Origin of the sequence: Bacillus sp. 165, assembly GCF_017742235.1 — a bacterium.
Lineage (GTDB): Bacteria > Bacillota > Bacilli > Bacillales > Bacillaceae_G > JAGHKQ01.
Genome location: NZ_JAGHKQ010000003.1, coordinates 418,791 through 442,045 on the forward strand (window position 1 = coordinate 418,791; position 23,255 = coordinate 442,045).

Below are 23,255 nucleotides of genomic sequence, written 5' to 3' on the forward strand. Positions count from 1 at the left end.
GTCAATTGAGTTATTTATCCAAGAGTGTACTCTAAAAATCCTTGTTTAAGAACAATAGTACCTCCACCAGTATTTACAAACTTAAACTTATATGCTACTCCTCTTGCTAAATGAGTCCATGGAATTCCTCCTACCCAACCGCCTCCTTTAGGCAGAACTGCTTTCCCTTGATATACACCATCATAGTTATAAACTTGGATTTCCATGCCATTAACATATGTTTCTCATTCCATATCCATATAAGTAGGATTATAGAAAGATGATCCTGAAGCCATCCATACATAGTTACTAAAAGTAGTGTTACCAAACGAATATTTATAGATTGAACGAGGTTGAATATGTAATAAGTCAAGACTTCCGTTATTCACTACTTCAGTTCTGATTAAATTATTGTTTGCGTCATAATATTTAATTACGTTTTCTTGGGTTGCTGTCTCTCCTGTTTCTGCGCTAGCTTGTGAATTAGGTAATGCTAAGACGAAAGTAAAAATGGCTGCGACGAATACAAATAAGAATTTTCTTGCGACCATTGTTAATAATCCTCCAATTTTAATATATTTCTAGAATAATATACCATATTCCAACTTGGTAATGATAGGTAAAAAATACAAATTTTTATTTTTTCTTGATATTCCTTACATTTTGCTTATATTACCGACAAATTTCACATTAGCAAGGGATTCCTTTTCAGTTCTCGAATAATCATTGAAGAGCGATCATAAGAGCGACTAAAGAGCATTTTATGATATTCTAAAGAGCGAGGTGATAGCGTGGAAAGACACGAATATATCTTGCTAAATAAAGAGATGAGCGAGCGGCTTAGTATCGGTATAAGTACGTTAAGAAAGTGGGCTGCCGCGCTAGAGAAGAACGGGTATAAATGGGAAAAGAACGGGGATGGTACCCGCTATGATGAAGAGACACTTATTCTGTTTAAAACTTTAGTACAGGAACAAAAGTTCAATCTGGAACAAGCTGCAAAAGTTATTGTATCAAGACGTCAAGGTGGACGCTCTTCAGAAAGAGCGGGGGTCGCTCTTCAAAAAAACAAAAAGGAATCCCCAGAGGAAACCCACTCGGACACCCGCTCTTTAACCGCTGTATCGGCTACACCATCTGTTGTAACGGAAGAAGCTATACAGTCCTTAATAAACTATGTAAAAGACCAAGAGCGTCTTAACAGAAGTCTTATAGAAAAAATCGAAGAAATGGAGCAAGAGCGACGCTCTTATCACACTCTGTTAGAAAAAATTGAAGAAGAACGTACAACAGATCGAGAGCTCCTTAAACAAGTAGGACAACAATTAAAAAGACAGGAAGAGCGGGCAAATGAAAGAGATAAAATGCTGATGGAAAATATACGGAGTATCCAACAACTTGCCGCAGCCAGAGAGGAAGAGAGGAAAAAGAAAGGATTCTTTTCTAACTTGTTTGGTAAATAACTGAATTTCAATTGCTGTACATGAAATTTTAAAACGAACAAACCATATGCAGGATTTTATACAATATTTCAGCACATCCGCAAGGAAAACGGAAGTCTGAAACCCACATCATGACGGGAATGTATAAAAACTTGCATAATTTGTAATGTTATAAAATTCTAAAAAACCTTGTATACCAAGGTTTTTAAAAAAAGTTAGCTTCCGATAATAATATGTTATGTTAACTACATGTGCATAGAGTATGCAATGTTTATTATTAAAGGGTTACTAGTTCCCTACAGCCTTTGCTGCACCTGTTTGATCTTTAGATGTAGGAGAAGTAGCTGTTCGATCACTATAACCGTACATCAATACTCCCTGGTTACCGCTAAGATATAAATCATTTAATCCGATAGCATGTCCCATTTCATGAGCCATTGTTTCCTGATTCTTCGCCCCAGTTCTACCGTCCATAATTGCAGTGTTCATTTTTATTGACCATTGAGTCAGATGTCCAGACCCATTTGAGACATAATTATAAAAAGCCGCAACAATGGAAGTGTTACTATCTGTATACGTATGAACATATCCATTAATAGAATAAGAGGAACTTCGTGAAATTGATACTACCCCAGTGCTATTCCATTTACCAACTCCACCAGTAACAAAAGTTTGATATAAAGAGCTCATGCCTGAAGCAGTATTGTATGAAAAATATTTACCAGCTTGATGATTACTACAATCAATCCAATATCCGTATGTCTCACCATAAGCTGTACATGAATGTGCACTACTATTCTGCACTGGGAGCAACGAAAAGATTAGAAAAAATGCTAATATCATTTTACAAAGTGTTTTCAAACAAACCTACTCCTGTCCTATTTATTTTTCTTTTGTCTGTCTACAATTTCAATAATTTTCTTTTCAAACTTATTCTTGTCTAGGACCTGAATATCTTTATTGTTCTTTTCTTTTTCTTTGAGGATTTTAGTTAAATTTTTGTCCTCTATGTCCATCAAATCATCTTCATAAAATGAATGTTTCTTAATCTTGCCAGTGTCAATTACTGAATACATATTTGTCTCTTCCCCTAAAATCCAATAAGTGTTAGTACCTTCAAACTCCTCACCAACTGCTTTTTTTAAGAATAGAATATACTCTTCTTTCTCAGAAAATAATTTGTTCTCATTAAATAACCATTGACTATTCCCTTGTTGTAATATCCTTATATCTTGATGTTTTTCTGCATCTTTATAAGCTTTCTTAATTGTAGCCTCATACAATGTTTTGGGGGATGGTTCATCTAGTTCTTTAATTTTCTTATTAATTACTATTTCAGCTATTAAATCGGATATATTAACTGCATCCTCAAAATCATAAACCTCTACTTCTCCTTTTATTTGTGACTTAGGTGTAACCTGAACATTGCTCTCATTTTGCACATTGACAGCATTTTTTGTTTGATCATACTTATCTTTTGAAAAAGATAAGACAGTTACAATTGTAATAATCAACATACAAGTACCGATAAATACTAATTTGAGCTTCAATACTACTCCTCCTTATTTGTTATATTTAACTGTTAAATTATATCACACACGAATTGTAAATAACTGATTTTTCTTAATAATTATAATTTTCTGAATATAAAATAAATTGAAACTAATATAGGATATTTGTTTAAAGATGTAAATGTTTGAACATAGTCAAAAGAGCATAAGAGGTTTTTGTCCCCACCAAAGGTGGGGAGTCAGGCAAAGCCTGACAAAACCCTGGGTACACGAAAGTTCCAAGAATGTCCCCCTGATGTCCCTACTTTTTCGAGTCATGTCTCCCTCGTGTCCCCGTCACTTTCGCATAATTGAACACGTTTTTTCTTGCAGAAGCTTTTTTTCTCATCTTTTCTTTTCCTCTTCACTTACTTTCACTCTATTACTCTATTACTCTGTTACTTCCTTCTCCCTATCCTCACGCCCGTTTTTCTATCTCTCTGTATGTTCTCGATCCCCCATGCTGATGTAGTCAGTATGGGGGATCGAGGCGCGTTAGCGAATACAGATGGATAGATTGGGCGTGAGAATAGAGGAAAAGTACCTATACGCTATAGGTATAGAGTCTAGTTCCTAACATAATGCACGAGTAGAGTGTACATAAAAAAAGAAATCGGTACTTGAAGTGAAAAGGTTACAACAATAAAAACAACCTCATAAGAAGCCTCTACAAGACTCGTAGAAACATTTTTATACAAGTCATGTAAAAAAAATCAACACGAGCCCGTAAAACAAATTCTGAAGCGTCTCAATGCCATATGAATGTGAAAGAAGGTTGTTTCCCTTGCTTTTGGGGAAGAGGTGGGCCGGGGGTGTGGGGGCAGCGCCACCGCATGAGCGTAGAGATACATAGAGTAAGAGTAACATCATGAACGGATGATCTGGCGGTTCGGCTCGTATAATTGCTGGTCCAAGCCGATGGGATACACTTGCTTTTGGGTCTGTCGGCTTGGCGACGAGCTCTACACGAGCCGAAAAAAATTGCGCAAGGACAACGAAGAAAAAGAAATGGCGATAGCCATTAGGCGACGATTAAGGAGCCGACTTTTTCTTCTTTGAGGGTGGAGATTTTTTGAGTGGATTTCTCAAAAAATACTACCCGTTCCTTGTGGAATTTTTAGCCCTATATATAAGAGTGAGAAGAGAGGGACCTTGAAAAGTATAAAAAACGTTGATATATCAATAGTTTTAGAGATTTGGTACCGTATCAAATTTGATACGGTTAGAAAATAAGAAAAGAGCCATCAAGGCTCTTTGTTAGAATAATTTTTGAGGTAATTTTTTTAGTGTTAGATTACTTTTCATTTGGTTCTTAAACATCAAAACCAGATGTTCATCTATATCGTCTTTATCACCAACATATATGATGTTACATTTTTTGCATTTCTACACTTATTGATTATTGTTATGCATTCGTTTGAGGGTTTTGTTCTTGTACTGCATTACGTTTGAATGTAGTAGCAAGTATGATGAGGATGCTCACTAATCCAATCCAAACAAGGGCAGTTACAGGAGAACTCCACGTTAAGCCTTTTCCGAAGAAGAACAACTCACGTAACCCTGCTACCATAAATCGCATTGGCAGCCAAGAATATACCCAATCTCTATAAAATGGAGACATCATTTCGGGAGCCATGGCAAGCAATGGTGCACCAAAGAAAAGCATTAAGACAAAAATAGGCATACCTTTTAACCCTAATAAAGAAAGTACAGCCGATATCATTAGGAAAAAGCTAAAGGAAGTAATGGATAAAAATAAGGCTGTATCCATAAATTGTGGAATATTAAATCCTACCAATCTATCTGCCAACCAAGTTAACCCAAATCCAACTACAAGAGCAACTATTGCCCCTATTAAAATTTGCATTATCTTTGCAGAAAAATTCTCTTTTCGATTAGCAACCGATAGTTTACTAACAGCGATAAAGATAATAGCTGCACTTGCTAAGCTTGCCATCCATAGTGGCTGGAATAAGGAAATAGGAACATTTCCGTTTGCACTATTAGTACCAATTGCATTAACATTTATGACGTTTTTCGTAATAGGAGTTGCTAGGCTTGCCGCTTGTTTTGCTGTTAAAGTTGCTCCTTGCTTTTCAAACCCTTCCAGTATTTGAGTACGAACATTGTTGTTCATATTATCAATTACTCCGTTTAATACCTGTCCTGCCATCGTGGAAGCTGCTGTATTCATTCCCTGATTGATATATATTTGCACTTCAGGGGAAGATGGTGCTGAAGTTCGTAAAGACGCTTGTTTAGCACTGAAATCTTTCGGAATAACTAATGCTGCATAATATTCTTGGTTATCCATTCCTTTTTGTGCTGCTTCTGTACTTTTCACTTCAATCCATTTCACAGCAGGTTCTTCATCACCTGTGGTTTTTGAATTCTTTTGTATCATGTCAACGATGGTTTGCCCCATATTCATCTCTGGCTGATTAGGAATTTGTACTCCTTGATCTTCGTTAACAATAGCAACCGGTAAATTTTTCGGTTGAGGTTGAACCGATGGAAACAATGTAAGTGAAAAAATAAATATAACTGCCAATGCAATTATCGGTGATAACAACACGAGTTTATTTTTAAAAATATTCATGTGTTTAAAACCTCCATTTCTTGTAGAAATACTGAATTTTTAAATTTTAATATTTATTGATTTATAATTCCTACCACGTACTGAGTAATAACGTTTTGTCGTTCTTTATTGCATGTAGATATCCTTCTCTTCAACACCTGTATAGATGTAGGGGGTGCATTATGATTTACTTGCGAGGCTATCAGGTTCGAAAAAAGTTACACTTGTCATACATGCACCTGTATGGTATCCAGTATCTATTGATACGAGTTCCAAAAGTAACTAAATTATTCAATAAATCTATTTTCCCTCCTTGTCATTTTGGTTATAATATTGAACAACGTGTTGTTTATCTACACTTTGAATTATAAATTTGAGCATTGTTCTGTTCAATAATCAGAAACACTGAATGTGACGCATAATCAACACTTGACGCAAATGTGTTCAGCAAAAGTTGAGGAGGAAAAACCTTGCCGTATACAAATATTGATTTACGTATTATCCGTACAAAAGCTGCCATTCGAGATGCGCTTACCGAACTTATTGAGGAGAAAGGATTCAAATCCATCACAGTGAAAGATATCACAACAAGAGCAAAAATTAATCGGGGAACCTTTTATATACACTATCAGGATAAATATGATTTAATGTCAAAATGTCAGCAAGAGGTCCTTTATGAAATGGGGGAAACCGCAAAGAAAATTGTTTCAAACGGTCCAGTTACGATTGAAGCTGCCTTTTCCATGGCTGTCTCACAATTTGAATATATTGATCAAAATGCACAATTCATGAAAGCTGTATTAGGTCCAAAAGGAGACTTGTCTTTTCAAACACAGCTAAAGGATTTCATGAGGAAAACGTTATTCGAAGAGGAGCAAGGTTCATTCATTAACCAGGAAAATTTACTCGTTCCAAAAGAATATCTGACTTCGTATATTTCTTCAGCACATTTGGGTGTTATCCAGCAATGGCTGCTAGATGGCAGAAAAGAATCTCCCCAAGAAATGGCGCGCATTCTGTCCACCATAGCTTTTCATGGTTCGTTATTCGCAGCTGGCTTAAAAAATCAGACGCTGAGTACGGAATAATGCATGGTTTGAAGAATTTCTTTCCCCTATTCTGTATTGACTCATAATTCAGAAGTGGAAATAATAACTCTCTTTCTTATTGTAGTAATGCAATAGTAGAAACTTTTTACTATTAGACAGCCTTTTTTACTATTTTATTGAACTATCGCATGCGTTAACATACAAACGCCCTCTTCCAAGTACGGAGAGGGCGTTTTTTTATCTTCTGAACGAGGTTTTTGTATTTCTACCTATGTGGAAGCATGCTGGGAAACCGGAAGGCTAACCTTGTGTTAATCCTCTAAACGAGGTTTTTGTATTTCTACGGAAACTCAATTCAAAATTTAATGCAACATATACGTTCGATGTGTTAATCCTCTAAACGAGGTTTTTGTATTTCTACGCACACAGCACCGGTTCCGCATGGCGCGAGCGAGATGTGTTAATCCTCTAAACGAGGTTTTTGTATTTCTACTGTACCTTCATTTTACCTTACTCTCCCAAGGGATTCAAGAGGCAAAATACACGCCCTTTCAATTTTTGAATCAGGGCAAAAATATTATGTAAACTAACTCTGGTTTGAAAATCATTTCATTATTTTAATATACATATAATAACAGTTAATCCTTTATTTAATCCCACATACTCTTATATTATAAAAATGACACGCTGTCTAGGGTTTTTGCCTGTTTTTTGTAGCGTGTCATTTATTTAGCTTTATGCAACTTTTTTCCTCTTTTCCAAATTTACTATCCATGCTCTTGAACGAATGTGCCATCTCCACCTACAAGTAACATATTCATATAGATGACCTTATCAAGTTCTGCTTATCACAGAAAAAGGGAAGCCGCTAGACTCCTAACAGCTCCCCCTCACACATATTTTCGATGCATCGTCTTCCCGTCATACGTAAACTGCACTAGCTTATTATTTCGGTTCCAACCCAATCGAACGTAAAATTTTCTCTAATGTCATTGATCCAATACTTTCGACCAGCTTTTGATCCGGTTTGGCATTTGGTCCCTTTTGTAAGTAGTTTTTCTCAATAAAACGAATGTCGGTTTCATTTACTACACCATCTTGATTAATATCGCCTTTTTTCGGAGTGACATCTTCTTTGCCATAGTGTATAGATAGAATTAATGCATCCAACAGGTCGATAATTCCATCGCCATTCACGTCACCTGCAAGACTGGACAATGCTGAGAACCTAACATTCTGCCCGCGTACATCTCCCTTTACCACATATCCAGGAATAAACTTCTTCATCGCTTGAACATGTCCAGGAACATCGATCACAAGTGTATGGATTTGGTTGGAAGCTGGAATACCTTGGATTACATACGCTCCTCGATCATTAATAATGGTTCCTTTATACTTTTTACCGCTTGGAGATACTGCATATACTTTTACACCGAGCTCTGTATAATCAGCTTTTATTAAAGATCCAGAGGATGTTTTAAATGCTTCTGGTCCGATATACCCATCTACTCTGGAATGTTTAGCAATTATTTTAAAGCTTTCTGTGCCATAATACGGAATGGCTGTGTTTTCAGTTTGTCCCGCTTTCTTATAAAACGCCTGTTTTACTCTGAATCCAAAATCCACATTTGGAACTTCATCATTCACTACTTTGAACGTGACATCAAGGAATGGCATATCCTCGTCCAATCCACTAAAGGTTTGTTCTGTCAGAGCAGCTCCCACTTTCACTATATTACTAGATGTTCCTTCTGTCACTACAGGTTCTTCTACTGATAGCTCTAAGCCTTTTTCCTTTGCATATTGCTTAATCGCATCGTTCGGTGTTACATTTACAAACTGAAAATAATCTTTCATGAATTCTACATCAAACTCCCCGGATACAAGCTGTTTTACATTGTTGAAGCTAAGCGTCATGGTAACAGTATCACCTGCGCTTACTTCTTGTTTATTATAGCGGGACGTCGTATACTGTGTTCCTTCTTTCAAGAAATAGTATGTTTGATAGCCAACAACCGATGCCATATCATACGAAGCCAAAGTCAATTGCATAGGCTTTGTTGCGATATCACTTTCCTCAATCCCGAATTTCACATCGCCGTTCGCTTCGATTGGAAAGTGTCCTTTGATAAATGCAGAAGGCGCAACATAGAAAGCCATTTTATTGGAAGATTGATCATACTCCAAGCCTTTGGATTGCAGTACATTCACTGTCGCATCCTTCACTGTTCCGTGCAGCCAAAATGCTTTTTCTCCATCTTCTACCGTATACATGGAATCATTGATCTCGATTACGCCCGGTTTTGTGTCCATATTCACTTCCGGCGGGGTGTTGTCCACGATAAGAGGCGTGTTCGCCACATAAGATTTACCTTCTTCATCATGGGCAATCAACTCTATTACATACTCTCCTTCAGGAACCTTCATAGGAATATCACTGATTGGGTTAGCTGGATCATTTGTAAACAGATAGACCGTACCTGTGAATAACTGAGGAAGCATATATTCTCTGTCTGGCTGCGCCGTACTACTGTTTATTGTACCTATAAATCCAATCGCTTTCCCTGTTTTACCATCCTTCATAATCATATCGATTGTTTTCATAGGGCTATTCAGCTTGAAGAATCCAACAGCAGATGGAATCAAGTATTGCCAATATTGCGTATCATTCGTCATAGATGGCAGAAATGTTTTCAGATAAGCAATACCCTTTTTATTCACCATAGTCGAGAATGGAATTTGATATGTTTCTTCCGGATTGTTTGTATTGGTCACATGGATATAGCCTTCATATCTCCCTGACGCTGCACTGTAAGGAATCGTCAATTTCGGCTGGATCTCTTGCGTTTGGCCGCCTGCCACTGTCACGGACTCAGGTACTGTTACTTGTATACCGTTCTTCACCGCATCTTGAATACCATCGCGTGCTCCGTGGTACTCCACTTCCACTTTAAATGTTTTTTCCTCCGTACCGCGGTTTTGAATCGTTACCTTTTTGCTCGCTTCAACCAGCTTGCCTTCCTGCTTGTATTGTCTGCCAAATACGATCGAGCCTGTCGGGTCATCGACTTCCACAGTTTTTCCGTTCTCTATCTGCTGTGTTTTGTCCAATACCTTGATAGAGATATCGGTATGTACGGCTCGGTATGCATCAACGCGCCCTGCTCCTTGTTCATGGACAGAATACTCTCCTTTTAAGTCTACAGCCGTGTTCATCATAGCTGCTTTTACATCAAACGGAGAATAATCCGGATGACTTTGTAACAGTAGTGCCGCCACACCAGCGACATGAGGAGTCGCCATAGATGTTCCTTGCAGACGCATGTAAGCGGATGTATAATCAATTCCGTCTTGCGGGCTGTTCATATACTCTGGGTAGGTAGAGAAAATGGCCACACCTGGTGCCACTACATCCGGTTTAATATCCTCATTCTTATTCACAGGCCCCCTTGAGCTGAAGGCTGCCAGCGTGTCCCCTTCGGTTGCTGTATTTATCAAGGTTCCAAATGTAAGAGGGATGTTGTCACCTAATGCTTTTAAACGCTCTCCATCTGCTTGTGTTAAGCGAAAGGCTGGAATCAATCCTATTCCTTCTCCTACATAAGCAGGAATTTCTCCTTCTACATTGTTATAAACAATCACCGCTTTTGCACCGGCTTGTGCCGCATTTTTGATTTTTGCGTCAAAGGTAATTTCCCCGCGCTGAATTAAGGCAATCTTTCCTTTAACATCTTTTCCTACAAAATCAGCCGGTTTGCCAAGTCCAGCAAACACCACCTGTGCAGATTGATTCTGCAGCTCTTCTAATATATCTGTGAAATTTTTACCAAGTAATTTTACACTATTAAATGTTTGATCGTTTGCACTCATGGATGCGAAGGTTGGAATGTTCATCGCAAAATCACTTGCTCCTACTGTAATAGCAAGAGCGGCTGTTCCTGGAGAGCCTACCGTTCTTTCGTTTGGACCTGCATTTCCTGCTGCTACCACACTCACAACACCAGACAGCATCGCATTGTTAATCGCAACCGATGTCGCATATAATGGATCGTTAACATTAGCGCCAAGAGAAAGGTTAATGACATCCATACCGTCTGTGATTGCTTTATCGATTCCGCCCAGCACGTTCGTGGTAGTACCAGAACCATACGGACCAAGCACACGATAGGTGTATAAATCCACATCAGGTGCAACCCCTTTTACCGCATAGTCCACATTGTTTTTCTGTTCCCCAGCAATCGTACCGGATACGTGTGTACCATGTGAGGTGTAGTAAGCATTGCCATTGGAATCAAATTCAGCCTTCTTGGAATTCTTCCAATTTTGATATGTAGTTTCCATTGGATCCGCATCGTTATCGACGAAATCCCACCCTTTTACTGTGCTTGGATCTACTGTTTTCGGATTTGTTCCTGCCACAGCACGGTATCCTTGGTATGCACCTTGCAAGTCAGGATGATTGTAATCTATCCCTGTATCCAACACCCCAACTTGAATCCCTTTTCCTGTCACTTCTTCCGCATGAAGCTTGTCCACACCGATCTGCGGGATGCTGTCCATCATTTTGGATTCGGAAGCGGATTGCGGACTTGCAGGAAGCTCCAACTGAACCACTTCATCCTTCCACACACGCTTCACTACACCTGATTGCAGTAACTCTTCCACTGCAGTACCTGGAACTGTCATCGCCACCCCTACGATCGCATGACTATATTCTCTAGTAATCTTTGTATCTTGTACGTTTGCATTTCGTTGTTTCTTCATAGAATTTACATAATTTTTAAATTCTTGATGGACTTCTTCTACTTTTGATGCTGCTGAGGCAGTTGTCATTCTCTTTCCTTTCACAGCCTGCTTCATCACTTCGATTTTTGCCGGATCCTGATTAAATTCCACGATAACATTGACTAGTTCTGGACTATGTACATCAATATTCGGCGAAATCGTGAAGTCCGCCTTTGCTTCCAACTGTTCCAATGCATTTCGTTGTTCTGCGGACAGATTCATTAGCACCTGTTCCGCGTTATCAATCTCATTTGATACAATTGAACTTTGCGCCAATACATTATACGGAATGCCAGATGTCAATAACATCCCCGCAGCTAATGTCCCGGTAAGAATGCGATTTACTGTTTTCTTTTGCATACTAATCCTCCCCTGTTATATGTCCAAGCAACTATAAAAGCTGCGAGCCATCTAGATTGCTAGTTGTGTTGTACATAGGCAAAGAGATATTCCATCTCAAGAAAAGCACCCTGACCAACAAGACCTTGGCTATCTATTCCTTGTCGTTCGATTAATCCTTATAAAATTAGACGTTCGATAAGTTATCAATTTAATATTCATTAAATTCAAAATTATCTGAATTAAGTATACAATTAATACTATAATCTGAGTAATAGATGGTACTTATTCCCATATAACTGAAACTTATATAAGGATTTATTAAAGTAGATTGTTGATTTTTAAGCAAAATTAAAAGACCACAAAAATTATGGTCTTTGTTTTTCCTTATATAACTAACCCATGTTTTAGTTGAAGAAGAAACGTACTCCTGATTGAATTAATAAACCTAAAAAAGTAGTAATAACAATATCAATAACCACTTCTGTCTTTTTCCTGTTCTTATATTTAGAATCGAAAAAGTATCTTAAAATATAATAAACGGTAACCCCGATAATAGTGTAAAAAAAGTCAAATTCAAATCTCCATACAATATTTATCTGATTTTCTCCGCCAACTCTAAAATAATTCCCTCTGGACCACGAACGTAACATAACTTATAACTTTCTTCATATTGCTGTATCTCACTAAAGATTTCCGTACCACTCTTCTTCAATTTTGAAACAATAGCTTCAATATTTTCAACAGCAAAGCAAATATGTCGGATACCCAGCGTATTTGCATAAGGTTTTTGAATATCTTTTTCATCTGACGGCGTAATAAATTTGACTAGTTCTATCCATACCTGACCATCTGGCATTCCCAATCCTACACATGCCGTTTTAACATCATTAAGTCCAACTACTCTGTTCAACAGTTCTCCATCCATTTCCCATTCCGCTTTCACTTCAAGACCTAAATCAAGAAAAAACGCTTTTGCCGCTGAAAGATCATTTACGTTTATACTCACATGATCTATTCTATTAATCTTCATATTTCATACCTCCTATGTTTCTGTAATTTTCAATACCTGTATTCGTGTAAGTTCACATGTTTTAGTAAATTACGGAAGGCTTTTAGGCTCATCGTGTCATTCCTAATTGGATTCTATTATTATAGTATAGCCAAATTTTTACTAAGTTAGCCAGTATCAACAATCTTTTTTAACAGAGGTAAAAGAAAAAGATTCGCAAAAATAACTCTCTAGAACCAATTTTGATATCTACGTTTCTATTATGGAAGGAAGATATAACTTCCATCTACAGATACCCCCAGTATATACAGAAAAAAGCCCCCAGATCCCTGGCAGCTTCCCTCCTCACACATATTTCTGATGTATCATCTTCCCATCATACGTAAACAGTTCAGCCTTCTTCTCCATATCACCGAACGTCCCCATAATTAAAAAGCTCAATTTCTCATTATTAGAATTGAGAAATTGAGCTTTTTTCTTTACTCCAGAAAAACCCCGATTGTGGAACAAAGAATAAATAATACTCTTTTGCTTAGTTTAAGTTTACTGACTGTTTAAAAGATCTTTCTTCTTTTCTATTTGAAACATAACTATGTAAAACCATACCAAGAATTACGATAAACATACCGCACCAAGATAAAGGAGAAGGAATTGGCACCGACAAAAATACCAGTTCTCCAGCTAATGTAAAAAGCACTTCCATGGATTGCGTTGCTTCAACAGAAGCTAACTTTTGCATATTTCCTCTTACCATATCTGTTGCTTTGAAAAATAAGACTGTGGCAATAACTCCAGAACAAAGCGCCACCAATAAAGACTGCAGACTCTGCCCCTTACTTGGTAACCCTATGGTATAAAAGCCATACAAGGATAGCAATAACCAGAATGGAAGGCTTGCAAGGGTCATTCCTAACACCCGTTGATAAGCATCTAAACGCCCTTCACACACATCCATCATTTTTCGATTTCCTAAAGGATAGGCAAATGATGCTAGTAGAACAGGAACAACTCCCATTAATAGATTTTCTAAAGAAAGGTGTTTAGCATGTTCCATTTGCATTAAAACAATACCTAACAGAATAATAAGTGACATAATAAGACCTTTCAGAGGGATTTTCCCCCTCACCTGTAAAGATCCCTTCTCTGTATATTTCGTTTCAAAAAATAACGGTGCAAGTAACGCACCGGAAATAATAGTCAATTGCCACGTTCCAGCAATAAGCCAGCCAGGTGAATACGCAGACGCAAAACATAAGGGGGCATAGAATAACCCAAATCCCACAGAGCCCCATAAAACCCATGTCCCTGGTTGTTTTCTCATTTCATGTAAAAGCGGCAGTAAATTTTTACGAATGAGTACAATACACAAAAGAAAAGGAGCCATAAAGATATATCGGAGCGAAGCACTCCAAATCCAACTCCCGCCAGCCAACTCCATAGATGCATTAAGCACAAATGTAAAAGCAAAAAAGAAGGCTGCCGCAATACCAATTAAAATTGGTTGCAACTGAAATCACCTCGGCTCCGTTTGTTCCGTTAGTAGTTCGCCAAGGCGGACAACTATTTCGCACTCTTGATTTTACAAACTACTATACTTGAATTGTGTTGCTCAACTGAATATAACCTTTATAGAATAAGAAATTGTGAAAAGCAGCATCTGCCTCACTACATCCCTTTTTTAATGGAAAGCCGCAAATTCTTTTGAATGAGATACAATCCGATATGATTGCTTTTTTCATTCCGATTCCTACTAAGCTTGCAGTCTCATTTCCAAAATACATATTCTTCACACAATTCCCTACTTGCTATCTCCTGATATTATTCGGTTGCTATTGGGTGTTATCCTGCCTTGAAGGGGTTTCCTTTGCTTTATTATAAGGGTATGTTAATTCTCAATGTTGATTACCAGCCAAACATACCCCCCGGTTTATTGTTGAATGCTGCTCCTCCATCCGCTTACATCACATTGTCCATAATCATTATCACCCACAGCAACCACCGTACCGTCAGTTTTAAGTCCGAGAGTATGGGCACACCCCGCCGAAACAACCCTAATGTCGTGCCAACCACTTACATCACATTGGTCATGTTTATTCAACCCCACAGCAACCACTGTACCGTCAGATTTAAGACCCACGGTATGATAACTACCTGCCGCAACTGCTACAATATCGCGCCAGAGGCTTACGTCGCATTCACCTTCATTATTTCGACCCACTGCCACTACCGTGCCATCCGACTTAAGCCCAACAGTATGAAGATACCCCGCCGAAACAGCCACTATGTCGCCCCAGTCGCTTACGTTGCATTGGCGATACTTATTGTTCCCCACTGCTATTACCGTTCCGTCTAATTTAAGACCAACGGTATGCCAGTCACCCGCCGCAACTGCTACAATATCATACCAGCTGCTTACGTTGCATTCACCTTCATTATTTCGACCCACAGCAACCACCGTGCCATCTGATTTAACCCCAATGGTACGGCACCAACCTGCCGCAACTGCTACAATATCGCGCCAGTCGCTTACATTGCATTGGTCATGCTTATTCCAACCCACAGCTGTCACAGTACCGTCAGATTTAAGACCGACTGTATGGGCATTACCCGTGTTCGTCGCCATATGAACATTACCAGCAACAACTGCAACGATATGGCACCAATCGTTCACATTACATTGACCGTATTTATTATCACCCACTGCCGTTACCGTTCCGTCAGATTTAAGACCAACGGTATGACGACGACCCGCCGCTATGGTATCATTACGCAATCGTTTCGTCTCAAACATCGCTTCCTTCCGTGAAATGTAGTCCATATTTTACCTCCACAAATTAATAAGTTCTGCCCGTCCCTCCGTTTAGCTCAACAGTAAATCATCCGTCGAAGTCTGGCGTTCGTATCTTTCACAGAAAACAGGCATGAGGACACCAACATGTTTTTCTTATTCGACTTGGTATTCTCATACTCTTTGCTGTCGAGATAGCGAAACCACGCCAAGTAATGCTCCAGGTACTTTTTTGCCACCCTGTTGAAACGGTCCATCCATCGTTTCAGTCGGCTATGGTAGCTGTTGACGTTCTGACACCTTTGACCCGTTGATTTCTGACTGCCAAGAAAGAATAAGCTATTGCTTGACCTTACTGTCCAAGCCTTTGGCGAGTTTTATCAGTTCGTTTAAATCTATAGGGTAAAATCAGCTCCGAGTCATATGATTACCCTCATTATAGAATAAACGTTCGCTACGTTCAAAATATCAACATTCAAGACTAACATAGCCTATTATAAACAACATAAGTGGAATAATCTTTAGTTATTTTGGATAGCAAAGTAAGCTCAGAGATACCTTCAAAAAAGTAATTACTATCTTCATACTCGCTCGGTCCAGTTATTGACCAGTAAGATGAAATTTTCTGTGCAATTTTAAAAAGGAACCGCGATTTGCGGTTCCTGCTATTTTTATTTATTTGCCTCATTTATGACACTAAACGAATTGTTAAGTGCAGATTGGCACTTGCTCGCATCAGGGCTTGCTGAACGCACCGCTGCTAAAACAACGTCAATCGTTCCATCTATTTTTGTCCATGTTGTGCCATCTATTTTTCTAAGCTGAGGTTCCTGTGTATCCCATTGATGTTCTAAATCGTCAGCCTTTTTTTTCGCTGAAGTAAAGTTATTTGCATTTATATCGTCTAGCATATCATTTTCAATTGTAATAAAATCTGTTAATTTCCCGCCTAATGTAGCTTGTGCAGAATCTTGAGATGCTATGTTATTGCTTCTCCAAACGTATCCCCCTATACCAACAACTAAGAAAATACAAAGTGCCGCTATAGTTTGTGTCAAAACATTTTTCTTGCTTCCGTTTGTTTGGTTAGTCTCTATATTTTCACTTTTTTCTGTTATATCAATTTTTGAAACAGCAAGAAAAACGATTATCGCTAAAATAGCTATAAGAAAAATTACACTAGTAACCGTTGTTCCCAAACCTAATCCACCGTTAACTTTGGACTGAGATAAGTAATCTCCTAATGATGCTCCAAGCGGACGAGTAAGAATATAGGCAGTCCAAAACGCTAATACTCTATCAAGATTCAAAAACTTCCATCCTAAAAATACGCAAGCTATTATAATAACAACTGTTATTCCAGTGTTAAGATAACCAAGGCCAAGTTGTTCGGAATATAAATCGCCGACTGCTGTTCCAAGTGCAAAGGTGAAAAGAATGGTAAGCCAATAGAAAACCTCTCTTTTTCTTGTAAAAATCGAGTGTATCGAGAGTGTTTTTTCACTCATATACCAAAAAAGAAAAGTTAATCCTAGCAGCATGGAGAAAACTACTGTACTCACCTCAAGAGGTACTCCCATTGCGTCTGTCAAATTATCCGTTAACAACGTCCCAAATACGCTTATAAGCACAACTGTTAGCCAATAAATGCCTGGAACATATTTAGTTGTTCTGAATTGAACATACAATACACTGAAAAATGCTAGGCCCATAATGGTAGTAGTGTTAGTTAAACCAAATCCAAGGTTGAAATTTAGGAAATCGGCAAATGTTTCACCGACAGTTGTGCATAAAATTTTGATGACCCAGAAGAAAATAGTAACTTCTGGTACCTTGCTAAGTAGTATTTTAAATTTATTTTGGTCTATTTCTTGCATACATACTCCCCTCTCTTTATGTGCTTTCCTACAACTTAATTCTATTTCTTGCCCATATATACTGTACTTGATTAAAAATAGATACACTTACGCAACTCGCAGCTGTTTTTTGTTTGACCGAAAGAGACTTCATGTTTGGTTTCATAGTAAAATAAGTTCAATCATACTTTGTGTTTGTTTTCTCGTATCCAAAGAATCCCCGTCTGAGAATGCCTGTTTACCTCCTCATCTCATTCATACTCAGTACATTGCAGCAAAGTCAGAAGGAACAAACGTATAACAGTTCCCTATAATTAAAACGAAGTTTATTTATCCAGCAATCTTAGAACCTTCATCTTTCTTGACTTAAATCTTTATGGCTGTACTTATCCAAGAAAGGGATATGTTTTGTTAACCCGTGATACACGATAAATACCACTTGCACCACAGGCTCCAGCTTTTTGGAAGACTGGATTATCACAATGCTTCCTCCGTATGAAATAAGGGCACCGCCAATCACGTCTACAGGATAATGGACGCCGACGAATACACGTGAAATACCAACAATAACAGCCCATATTAATACGGGATACTTCCACGAATCGTTTCGCAGCAACATCGTCCACGCCATGGAGAACACTAATACTGCGTGATCACTTACAAACGAAGAATCGGCTGAATGTGGTATTAACTGGTGAACGTGATGTACCACGAATGGACGTGGATGATAGTAGACAAGGTGAAGGATTGCGTTTACAGACAATCCCAGCAAGCAAGAAAAGACAGCATATATAGCTATGTATTGTTTTTCCGCTCGTTTATCTCTGTTTCCAACAAACCATAGGAACAGCATAATTACGATTGCCGCATAAGGAACACTATTAGTAATAAAAATCATTCCTCTATCTAGATAAGAGAAATGACCGGACCAACCATTTATCCATTGAAATATTTCATAGTTCATCTTGTTCCTCTCCTTTCTTATATGGTTTTGGTTCCTCATGAAAAATCAAGGTGACCAAAACATGTATTCCAAGTGTATCGAAGGAACCTAAACATCCTCTGAAAATTACATTAAAAATCGATTAAAAAGAAAAATAAAGGAGAATACAGTGCTATAGTGGTTTAAAAGCAGAAATCAAAAAATGATTATTAATGGAAAATGCGCCGCTTCTTTTATTATCTAAAAGAGAGTAAGAATGCAAGGAATGAAATAGAACATTCATTTAGATTCTGAAATTTATAACAAAACAGCTGCTTAGATGGAACAGTCTTGCAGTAAATAAGCAAGTATTGTAGAACAAATAAATCGTTTTCAAAAAGAACACGCCGGATAATGAATATGGAAAGGAGAGGAGATTATGAACAAACGTATTTTAGTTGTGGAAGATGAAATTCAAATAGCAAGGGTTTTAAAGCTAGAGCTTGAGTATGAAGGATATGAAGTGTTAGTAGAGTATAATGGAAAATCAGGATTAGAAGCAGCTTTACACGCAAAGTTAGATCTGATTTTACTGGATGTAATGCTGCCGGAATTGAGCGGCATAGAAGTGCTGCGGCGGTTAAGAAAAGCAGAGATCTATATACCAGTAATCCTTTTAACAGCGCGGAATACAACGTTAGACAAAGTGATGGGTTTGGATCAAGGAGCAAATGATTATGTTACAAAGCCATTTGAAATGGAAGAGCTTCTTGCACGGGTACGTTCAAGCATTCGCTCGAACACTATGCTTACAGCTGATGCGCCGGCAAATGAACACTCCCCCTCCTTATCAATTGCTGATTTATCAATAAACATCGATACGAGAGAAGTAACAAGGAATGGGAAATCCATTTCACTAACTCCCAAAGAGTACGATTTATTAATGTATTTGCTTATTCATAAAAACAAGATAGTAACACGTGAAGGCATTCTTACCCATGTTTGGGGATATGAGTACGAAGGTGAAACGAATGTAATCGACGTGTATATTTGGCATCTTAGAAAGAAAATAGACGAGGAGTCTTCAACTCCATTAATTCATACAATCCGAGGAGTAGGATACATCATAAGGGAGAATTAAAATGAAGATCACAACAAAAATCAATCTATTAACGACAGCTTGGATACTTTGTATATTACTAATTATAAATCTTGTTGTATTCCTTTCTTTTATGAAAGTGACTGTAAATATGGAGGAAAACATGCTGTTTCAAAAGGCACACGATATTTTACAAGAACTTCGTAAACTAAATGCAACGACGCTGCCAGAAGACAGATTGAAATCCTACTTAACTGGACACTCTTTTATACGAATTGTAAGTCCTAACTCTAAAATCATAGATCAAGTAATAAACGATAAGGATTTAGCTGCAAAGATTCAATACAAATTTTCCAGCAAATCAGAATCACAATTGCGTACAATTGGCGAGGAGGAAGAAGAAGAACAAGTTTTAATTGTTCGTGTTCCGATTGTATCTCATGAGCACGTAATCGGAACGTTGGAGATTGGTGAAAGATTGATGGGGCTCGAAATGAGAAAAGACATTTTGGTGACTATTCTAATATTTTGTACCGGTATTGCTGTTGTATTGTCATTACTGGGGGGAAGATGGTTATCAAATATTATTATGCGACCGATTTCCAATATGATTAAGACGATGGAGGATATTGAACAAAGCGGTGTTCCAAAAACAATAGCCATTCATAATCACACAAAAGACGAACTTGAAAAGCTGGCTACCACATTCAATCTCATGATTAAGAGACTACAAAAAAATTCTGAAAAACAAAAGCAGTTTATTTCAGATGCCTCTCACGAGCTGAAAACTCCTCTTACTGTCATTAGGAGTTATGCCAACTTAATAAGAAGACGAGGCATACAAAATGAAGAAATAACGCTTGAAGCGATTGAGGCAATTCATTCAGAAGCAACTCGAATGCAAAGAATGACAGAAGCATTATTAGATTTAGCCGCGTCAGAAAAAGAAACGGTTTTAGAAGTAAAATCATTTGATTTACTATCATTATGCCACAGCATTCTGCAGCAATTCCAAAGCGTATATAAAAGAGAAATTAACCTCCATTACAGTCAAGGTCCTATCATGGTTAAGCTGGATGAGCTCAAGATAAAGCAAGTTATCATCATCTTGCTCGATAATGCTGTTAAATATAGCTCTGACACAATTGAATTGTTTTTGGAGCAGCACCAAAATGATGTAGTAATACGAGTAAGAGATTATGGTATCGGTATACCGAAAGAGGAAATACAACATATTTTCGAACGGTTTTACCGAGTAGATAAAGCAAGAAGTCGAGAAACGGGAGGAACAGGACTAGGATTATCTATTGCCAGAAACATCATAAAACAGCATCAAGGAAACATTCATATACAAAGCGAAGAAGGAAAAGGAACAGAAATACAGATATCTTTACCCATTTTATATGGACTAACAACATAACAAAGATGAATCCTGTAATCATCGTCTTACGCACGTAAGGAGGTTTGTTTTTACGAAATGAAATTGAAATTGCAGCTAACTCGCGCATTCCTTATCAGCCTTTTATGCGCTACCGCATTTGGATTGATTGCGTTGCTTATTAGTGATAAAAAAATTATTGGGTTTGACAATACCATTATTTCTTTTATTCAAGGATTGGAAACTCCAACACTCACTAGTATCATGAAATTCTTTACTTTCATCGGGGCGGGATTGCCGATTGTTTTTCTTTCATTAGCTATAATCCTTTTTTTATATAAGGTTTTGCATCACCGAAGAGAGCTGATTTTATTCGTATGGGTTGTTATCGGATCTGCACTGTTAAATCGGATATTAAAGATCATCTTTCATCGTGCCAGACCAACCATTCATCGCATTGTTGAGGCGAACGGATTCAGCTTTCCTAGCGGGCATTCGATGGCAGCTTTTAGTTTGTACGGAATCGTTACTTTTTTACTATGGAAGCATGTTAAGAGCTCAGCCGGTCGCGTTATTTTCATTTTAAGTAGCGGAATCATGATTTTAGCCATTGGTATAAGCCGAATCTATTTAGGCGTTCATTATCCAAGTGATGTACTAGGAGGTTACCTGGCTAGCGGCTCTTGGCTCGCTGTTTCAATCTGGACATATCAGTTATATTTAGAAAGGCGTTATAAGGCAAGACAAAAATGATACTCAAGTTGTTAAAGTTGTACACAACTAACCATTACTGATGCCCAGCATGAGTACAATGCGGCTATAAATCTAGATACCTTTCATCTACAGATAACATATCGATACAGATACCCTCATTATGTACAGAAAAAAGCTGCTAGTTACCTGGCAGCTCCCCTGCTCACAAGCTAATCGCGACCTTCCTCCCACCCCTTGTTCTTCAAAAATCCTTAGAAACCCCTACAGGAACGGGACAAAAAATCCCCCAATACTCTGTACCATTGGTGGATTTTGATATATATGATGTGTAATTGCGCTGATATATCTAACTAAAATATGTCCCCTACACGGTATATACGCACTATAAATCTCCTTAACACATTAATATTTTCATATTTTATAATTGCTTTATTTACCTAGTAGCATCTCTTTTAACTTTGCTGCTCTTCCTTGTAATCACATTTCATACATTGTACCTGAACACCTTTTTTCAATTTCTTCTCCACAAGTAATCTTTCGCACTTAGGACAGCTTCTAGGCAATGGTTTGTCCCAAGAAATAAAATCACATTCTGGGAACATGCTGCAACCATAAAACAATCTTTTCTTCTTACTTTTTCTCTCGATAATTGTTCCCTCTTTGCAATTTGGACAGGAAGCCGAGAGAAAATCAAAACATATTCATTCGGAGCAAAGCTATAAATAAGAGTTCCCATCCCAGTAAGAAGTGCACCTAAAATCAAAAATCGATTTGGACCATACTTATCAGATAACAAACCAATTGGAATTTGAAGTCCTGCATAGGCTAAAAATTGAATACTGGTTGCAAGACCTATGATTGAAGCTGAAACATGGAAATCATTCATTAATTGGTCGGTAATCACTCCTGGTGCTGTTCTTTGGCTCAAAATTAAAAAGTAAGTAAAAAAGACGCTACCTAATATCACCCATCTATAATTGCTTTCTTGTTTGTTCATCTGTAAGCAGCCCTTCTGTTTTTATATTTCGCAAATAAAAGACCCTGATTCTTACTTAGCATAAGGAAATCAGGGTTTCGCTTTTAATCAGACTTAATCAATCTAAACCAAGCACTGGGTGCGGCACATACGGCTCTTCTAGATACGCAATTTCTTCAGGTGTTAACCTAATCGAAAGAGCAGATACAGCATCTTCGAGGTGAGACATCTTCGTAGACCCAATGATAGGAGAAGTAATAGGCTCCTTTTGCAGCACCCAAGCGAGTGCAATTTGAGCTCTTGGTACACCTCGTTTTTCTGCCACTTCTGCTACTCGTTCAACCCCTTTGCAGTCTGATTCGGATGTTGCAGGGTAAAACTTTTGCCCAACCGCTTCTTTTTCCCAACGAGCAGTTGTTTCCTCCCAATTAAGTGTCAATTTTCCTTTCGCAAGAGGACTCCACGGAATCACACCGATTTTTTCTTCTTTACAAAGTGGCAGCATCTCCCTCTCCTCTTCACGGTATAAGAGGTTGAAATGATTCTGCATCGATACAAACCGAGTCCATCCATTTTTCTCTGCTATATGGTTTGCCTTCAAAAAAATTGATACCTAATTCAAGAGCTTTTTTAATAATAGGGCGACTGTCCTCCGCACCAAGTGTCCATTTAGGATATCCTTGATCTGGTTCACCAAAGCTCATACAGCCAAGACAAAGTCGGGATACATCTAAACCGGTATTTCCAAGTTTCACATATTCCATTTGATTGATCCTCACTTTTTAATA

The 23,255-nt window shown here is 38.0% G+C and carries 16 protein-coding genes and 4 pseudogenes; 5 read left to right on the plus strand and 15 right to left on the minus strand.

The window, feature by feature from the left end; genetic code table 11:
• Positions 1–14 precede the first annotated feature (14 nt).
• Both J7Q84_RS07020 and J7Q84_RS07025 read right to left on the minus strand, forming a co-directional pair.
• On the minus strand, positions 15–206 hold the full coding sequence (locus tag J7Q84_RS07020) for a hypothetical protein (RefSeq protein ID WP_209093803.1): 192 nt from the start codon (positions 204–206) through the stop codon (positions 15–17).
• Positions 207–224: 18 nt separating this feature from the next.
• On the minus strand, positions 225–530 hold the full coding sequence (locus J7Q84_RS07025; protein ID WP_209093804.1) for a hypothetical protein: 306 nt from the start codon (positions 528–530) through the stop codon (positions 225–227).
• Between the two features lie 240 nt (positions 531–770).
• Here J7Q84_RS07025 and J7Q84_RS07030 point away from each other — a divergent pair, with 240 nt between their 5' ends.
• Positions 771–1,442: a hypothetical protein gene (locus J7Q84_RS07030; protein ID WP_209093805.1), complete on the plus strand. Its 672-nt coding sequence runs from the start codon at positions 771–773 to the stop codon at positions 1,440–1,442.
• Between the two features lie 267 nt (positions 1,443–1,709).
• Here the strand turns inward: J7Q84_RS07030 and J7Q84_RS07035 are convergent, their stop codons facing one another.
• The 3 genes from J7Q84_RS07035 to J7Q84_RS07045 form a co-directional block, all read right to left on the minus strand.
• Positions 1,710–2,282 (minus strand): hypothetical protein, encoded by a 573-nt coding sequence (locus J7Q84_RS07035; protein WP_209093806.1) that lies wholly within the window; start codon positions 2,280–2,282, stop codon positions 1,710–1,712.
• A gap of 17 nt (positions 2,283–2,299) precedes the next feature.
• Positions 2,300–2,971, minus strand: coding sequence for a hypothetical protein (locus tag J7Q84_RS07040; RefSeq protein ID WP_209093807.1), 672 nt, complete (start codon positions 2,969–2,971; stop codon positions 2,300–2,302).
• 1,405 nt (positions 2,972–4,376) lie between these two features.
• Positions 4,377–5,564, minus strand: coding sequence for a YhgE/Pip domain-containing protein (locus J7Q84_RS07045; RefSeq protein WP_209093920.1), 1,188 nt, complete (start codon positions 5,562–5,564; stop codon positions 4,377–4,379).
• A 455-nt stretch (positions 5,565–6,019) separates the two neighbouring features.
• On the opposite strand from J7Q84_RS07045, the gene J7Q84_RS07050 reads away from it, so the two are divergent.
• Positions 6,020–6,637 (plus strand): TetR/AcrR family transcriptional regulator, encoded by a 618-nt coding sequence (locus J7Q84_RS07050; RefSeq protein WP_209093808.1) that lies wholly within the window; start codon positions 6,020–6,022, stop codon positions 6,635–6,637.
• A gap of 906 nt (positions 6,638–7,543) precedes the next feature.
• Here J7Q84_RS07050 and J7Q84_RS07055 read toward each other — a convergent pair.
• From J7Q84_RS07055 to J7Q84_RS07080, 7 genes and pseudogenes are all read right to left on the minus strand, one after another.
• Complete coding sequence (locus J7Q84_RS07055) at positions 7,544–11,743, minus strand: S8 family serine peptidase (protein WP_209093809.1); 4,200 nt, start codon at positions 11,741–11,743, stop codon at positions 7,544–7,546.
• Positions 11,744–12,317: 574 nt separating this feature from the next.
• Entirely contained in the window at positions 12,318–12,755 is a 438-nt protein-coding gene (locus J7Q84_RS07060; protein ID WP_209093810.1) for a VOC family protein, read from the minus strand.
• Between the two features lie 511 nt (positions 12,756–13,266).
• The gene (locus tag J7Q84_RS07065) at positions 13,267–14,241 is read right to left on the minus strand and encodes a DMT family transporter (RefSeq protein WP_209093811.1); all 975 of its coding nucleotides are present in this window, start codon (positions 14,239–14,241) and stop codon (positions 13,267–13,269) included.
• 420 nt (positions 14,242–14,661) lie between these two features.
• Positions 14,662–15,552, minus strand: coding sequence for an RCC1 domain-containing protein (locus J7Q84_RS07070; RefSeq protein ID WP_209093812.1), 891 nt, complete (start codon positions 15,550–15,552; stop codon positions 14,662–14,664).
• A 47-nt stretch (positions 15,553–15,599) separates the two neighbouring features.
• Positions 15,600–15,818, minus strand: a pseudogene (locus tag J7Q84_RS18315) (IS1595 family transposase); the annotation flags it as partial.
• 375 nt (positions 15,819–16,193) lie between these two features.
• Positions 16,194–17,399, minus strand: a complete 1,206-nt coding sequence (locus tag J7Q84_RS07075; RefSeq protein WP_209093813.1) for a COG4705 family protein — start codon at positions 17,397–17,399, stop codon at positions 16,194–16,196.
• A 331-nt stretch (positions 17,400–17,730) separates the two neighbouring features.
• Positions 17,731–18,342 (minus strand): undecaprenyl-diphosphatase, encoded by a 612-nt coding sequence (locus J7Q84_RS07080; RefSeq protein ID WP_209093814.1) that lies wholly within the window; start codon positions 18,340–18,342, stop codon positions 17,731–17,733.
• Between the two features lie 397 nt (positions 18,343–18,739).
• On the opposite strand from J7Q84_RS07080, the gene J7Q84_RS07085 reads away from it, so the two are divergent.
• The 3 genes from J7Q84_RS07085 to J7Q84_RS07095 are packed head-to-tail and all read left to right on the plus strand — an operon-like array spanning position 18,740 to position 21,530.
• Entirely contained in the window at positions 18,740–19,441 is a 702-nt protein-coding gene (locus J7Q84_RS07085) for a response regulator transcription factor (RefSeq protein ID WP_209093815.1), read from the plus strand.
• Between the two features lies 1 nt (position 19,442).
• Entirely contained in the window at positions 19,443–20,819 is a 1,377-nt protein-coding gene (locus tag J7Q84_RS07090) for a sensor histidine kinase (RefSeq protein WP_209093816.1), read from the plus strand.
• A gap of 57 nt (positions 20,820–20,876) precedes the next feature.
• A complete protein-coding gene (locus J7Q84_RS07095) occupies positions 20,877–21,530 on the plus strand; it encodes a phosphatase PAP2 family protein (protein ID WP_209093817.1) in 654 nt (217 codons plus the stop codon).
• Between the two features lie 413 nt (positions 21,531–21,943).
• Here J7Q84_RS07095 and J7Q84_RS07100 read toward each other — a convergent pair.
• The 3 pseudogenes from J7Q84_RS07100 to J7Q84_RS07110 all read right to left on the minus strand — a co-directional run.
• A pseudogene (locus tag J7Q84_RS07100) lies at positions 21,944–22,165 on the minus strand (topoisomerase DNA-binding C4 zinc finger domain-containing protein); the annotation flags it as partial.
• A pseudogene (locus J7Q84_RS07105) lies at positions 22,162–22,488 on the minus strand (MFS transporter); the annotation flags it as partial. The pseudogenes J7Q84_RS07100 and J7Q84_RS07105, both read right to left, overlap by 4 nt.
• A 97-nt stretch (positions 22,489–22,585) precedes the next feature.
• Positions 22,586–23,231, minus strand: a pseudogene (locus tag J7Q84_RS07110) (aldo/keto reductase).
• Positions 23,232–23,255: the final 24 nt, after the last annotated feature.

Coding starts and splice junctions, on each gene's coding strand:
- J7Q84_RS07020 (WP_209093803.1), bottom strand. CDS start 206: ATGGAAATCCAAGTTTATAACTATGATGGTGTATATCAAGGGAAAGCA.
- J7Q84_RS07090 (WP_209093816.1), top strand. CDS start 19,443: ATGAAGATCACAACAAAAATCAATCTATTAACGACAGCTTGGATACTT.
- J7Q84_RS07070 (WP_209093812.1), bottom strand. CDS start 15,552: ATGGACTACATTTCACGGAAGGAAGCGATGTTTGAGACGAAACGATTG.
- J7Q84_RS07095 (WP_209093817.1), top strand. CDS start 20,877: ATGAAATTGAAATTGCAGCTAACTCGCGCATTCCTTATCAGCCTTTTA.
- J7Q84_RS07025 (WP_209093804.1), bottom strand. CDS start 530: ATGGTCGCAAGAAAATTCTTATTTGTATTCGTCGCAGCCATTTTTACT.
- J7Q84_RS07055 (WP_209093809.1), bottom strand. CDS start 11,743: ATGCAAAAGAAAACAGTAAATCGCATTCTTACCGGGACATTAGCTGCG.
- J7Q84_RS07060 (WP_209093810.1), bottom strand. CDS start 12,755: ATGAAGATTAATAGAATAGATCATGTGAGTATAAACGTAAATGATCTT.
- J7Q84_RS07085 (WP_209093815.1), top strand. CDS start 18,740: ATGAACAAACGTATTTTAGTTGTGGAAGATGAAATTCAAATAGCAAGG.
- J7Q84_RS07080 (WP_209093814.1), bottom strand. CDS start 18,342: ATGAACTATGAAATATTTCAATGGATAAATGGTTGGTCCGGTCATTTC.
- J7Q84_RS07075 (WP_209093813.1), bottom strand. CDS start 17,399: ATGCAAGAAATAGACCAAAATAAATTTAAAATACTACTTAGCAAGGTA.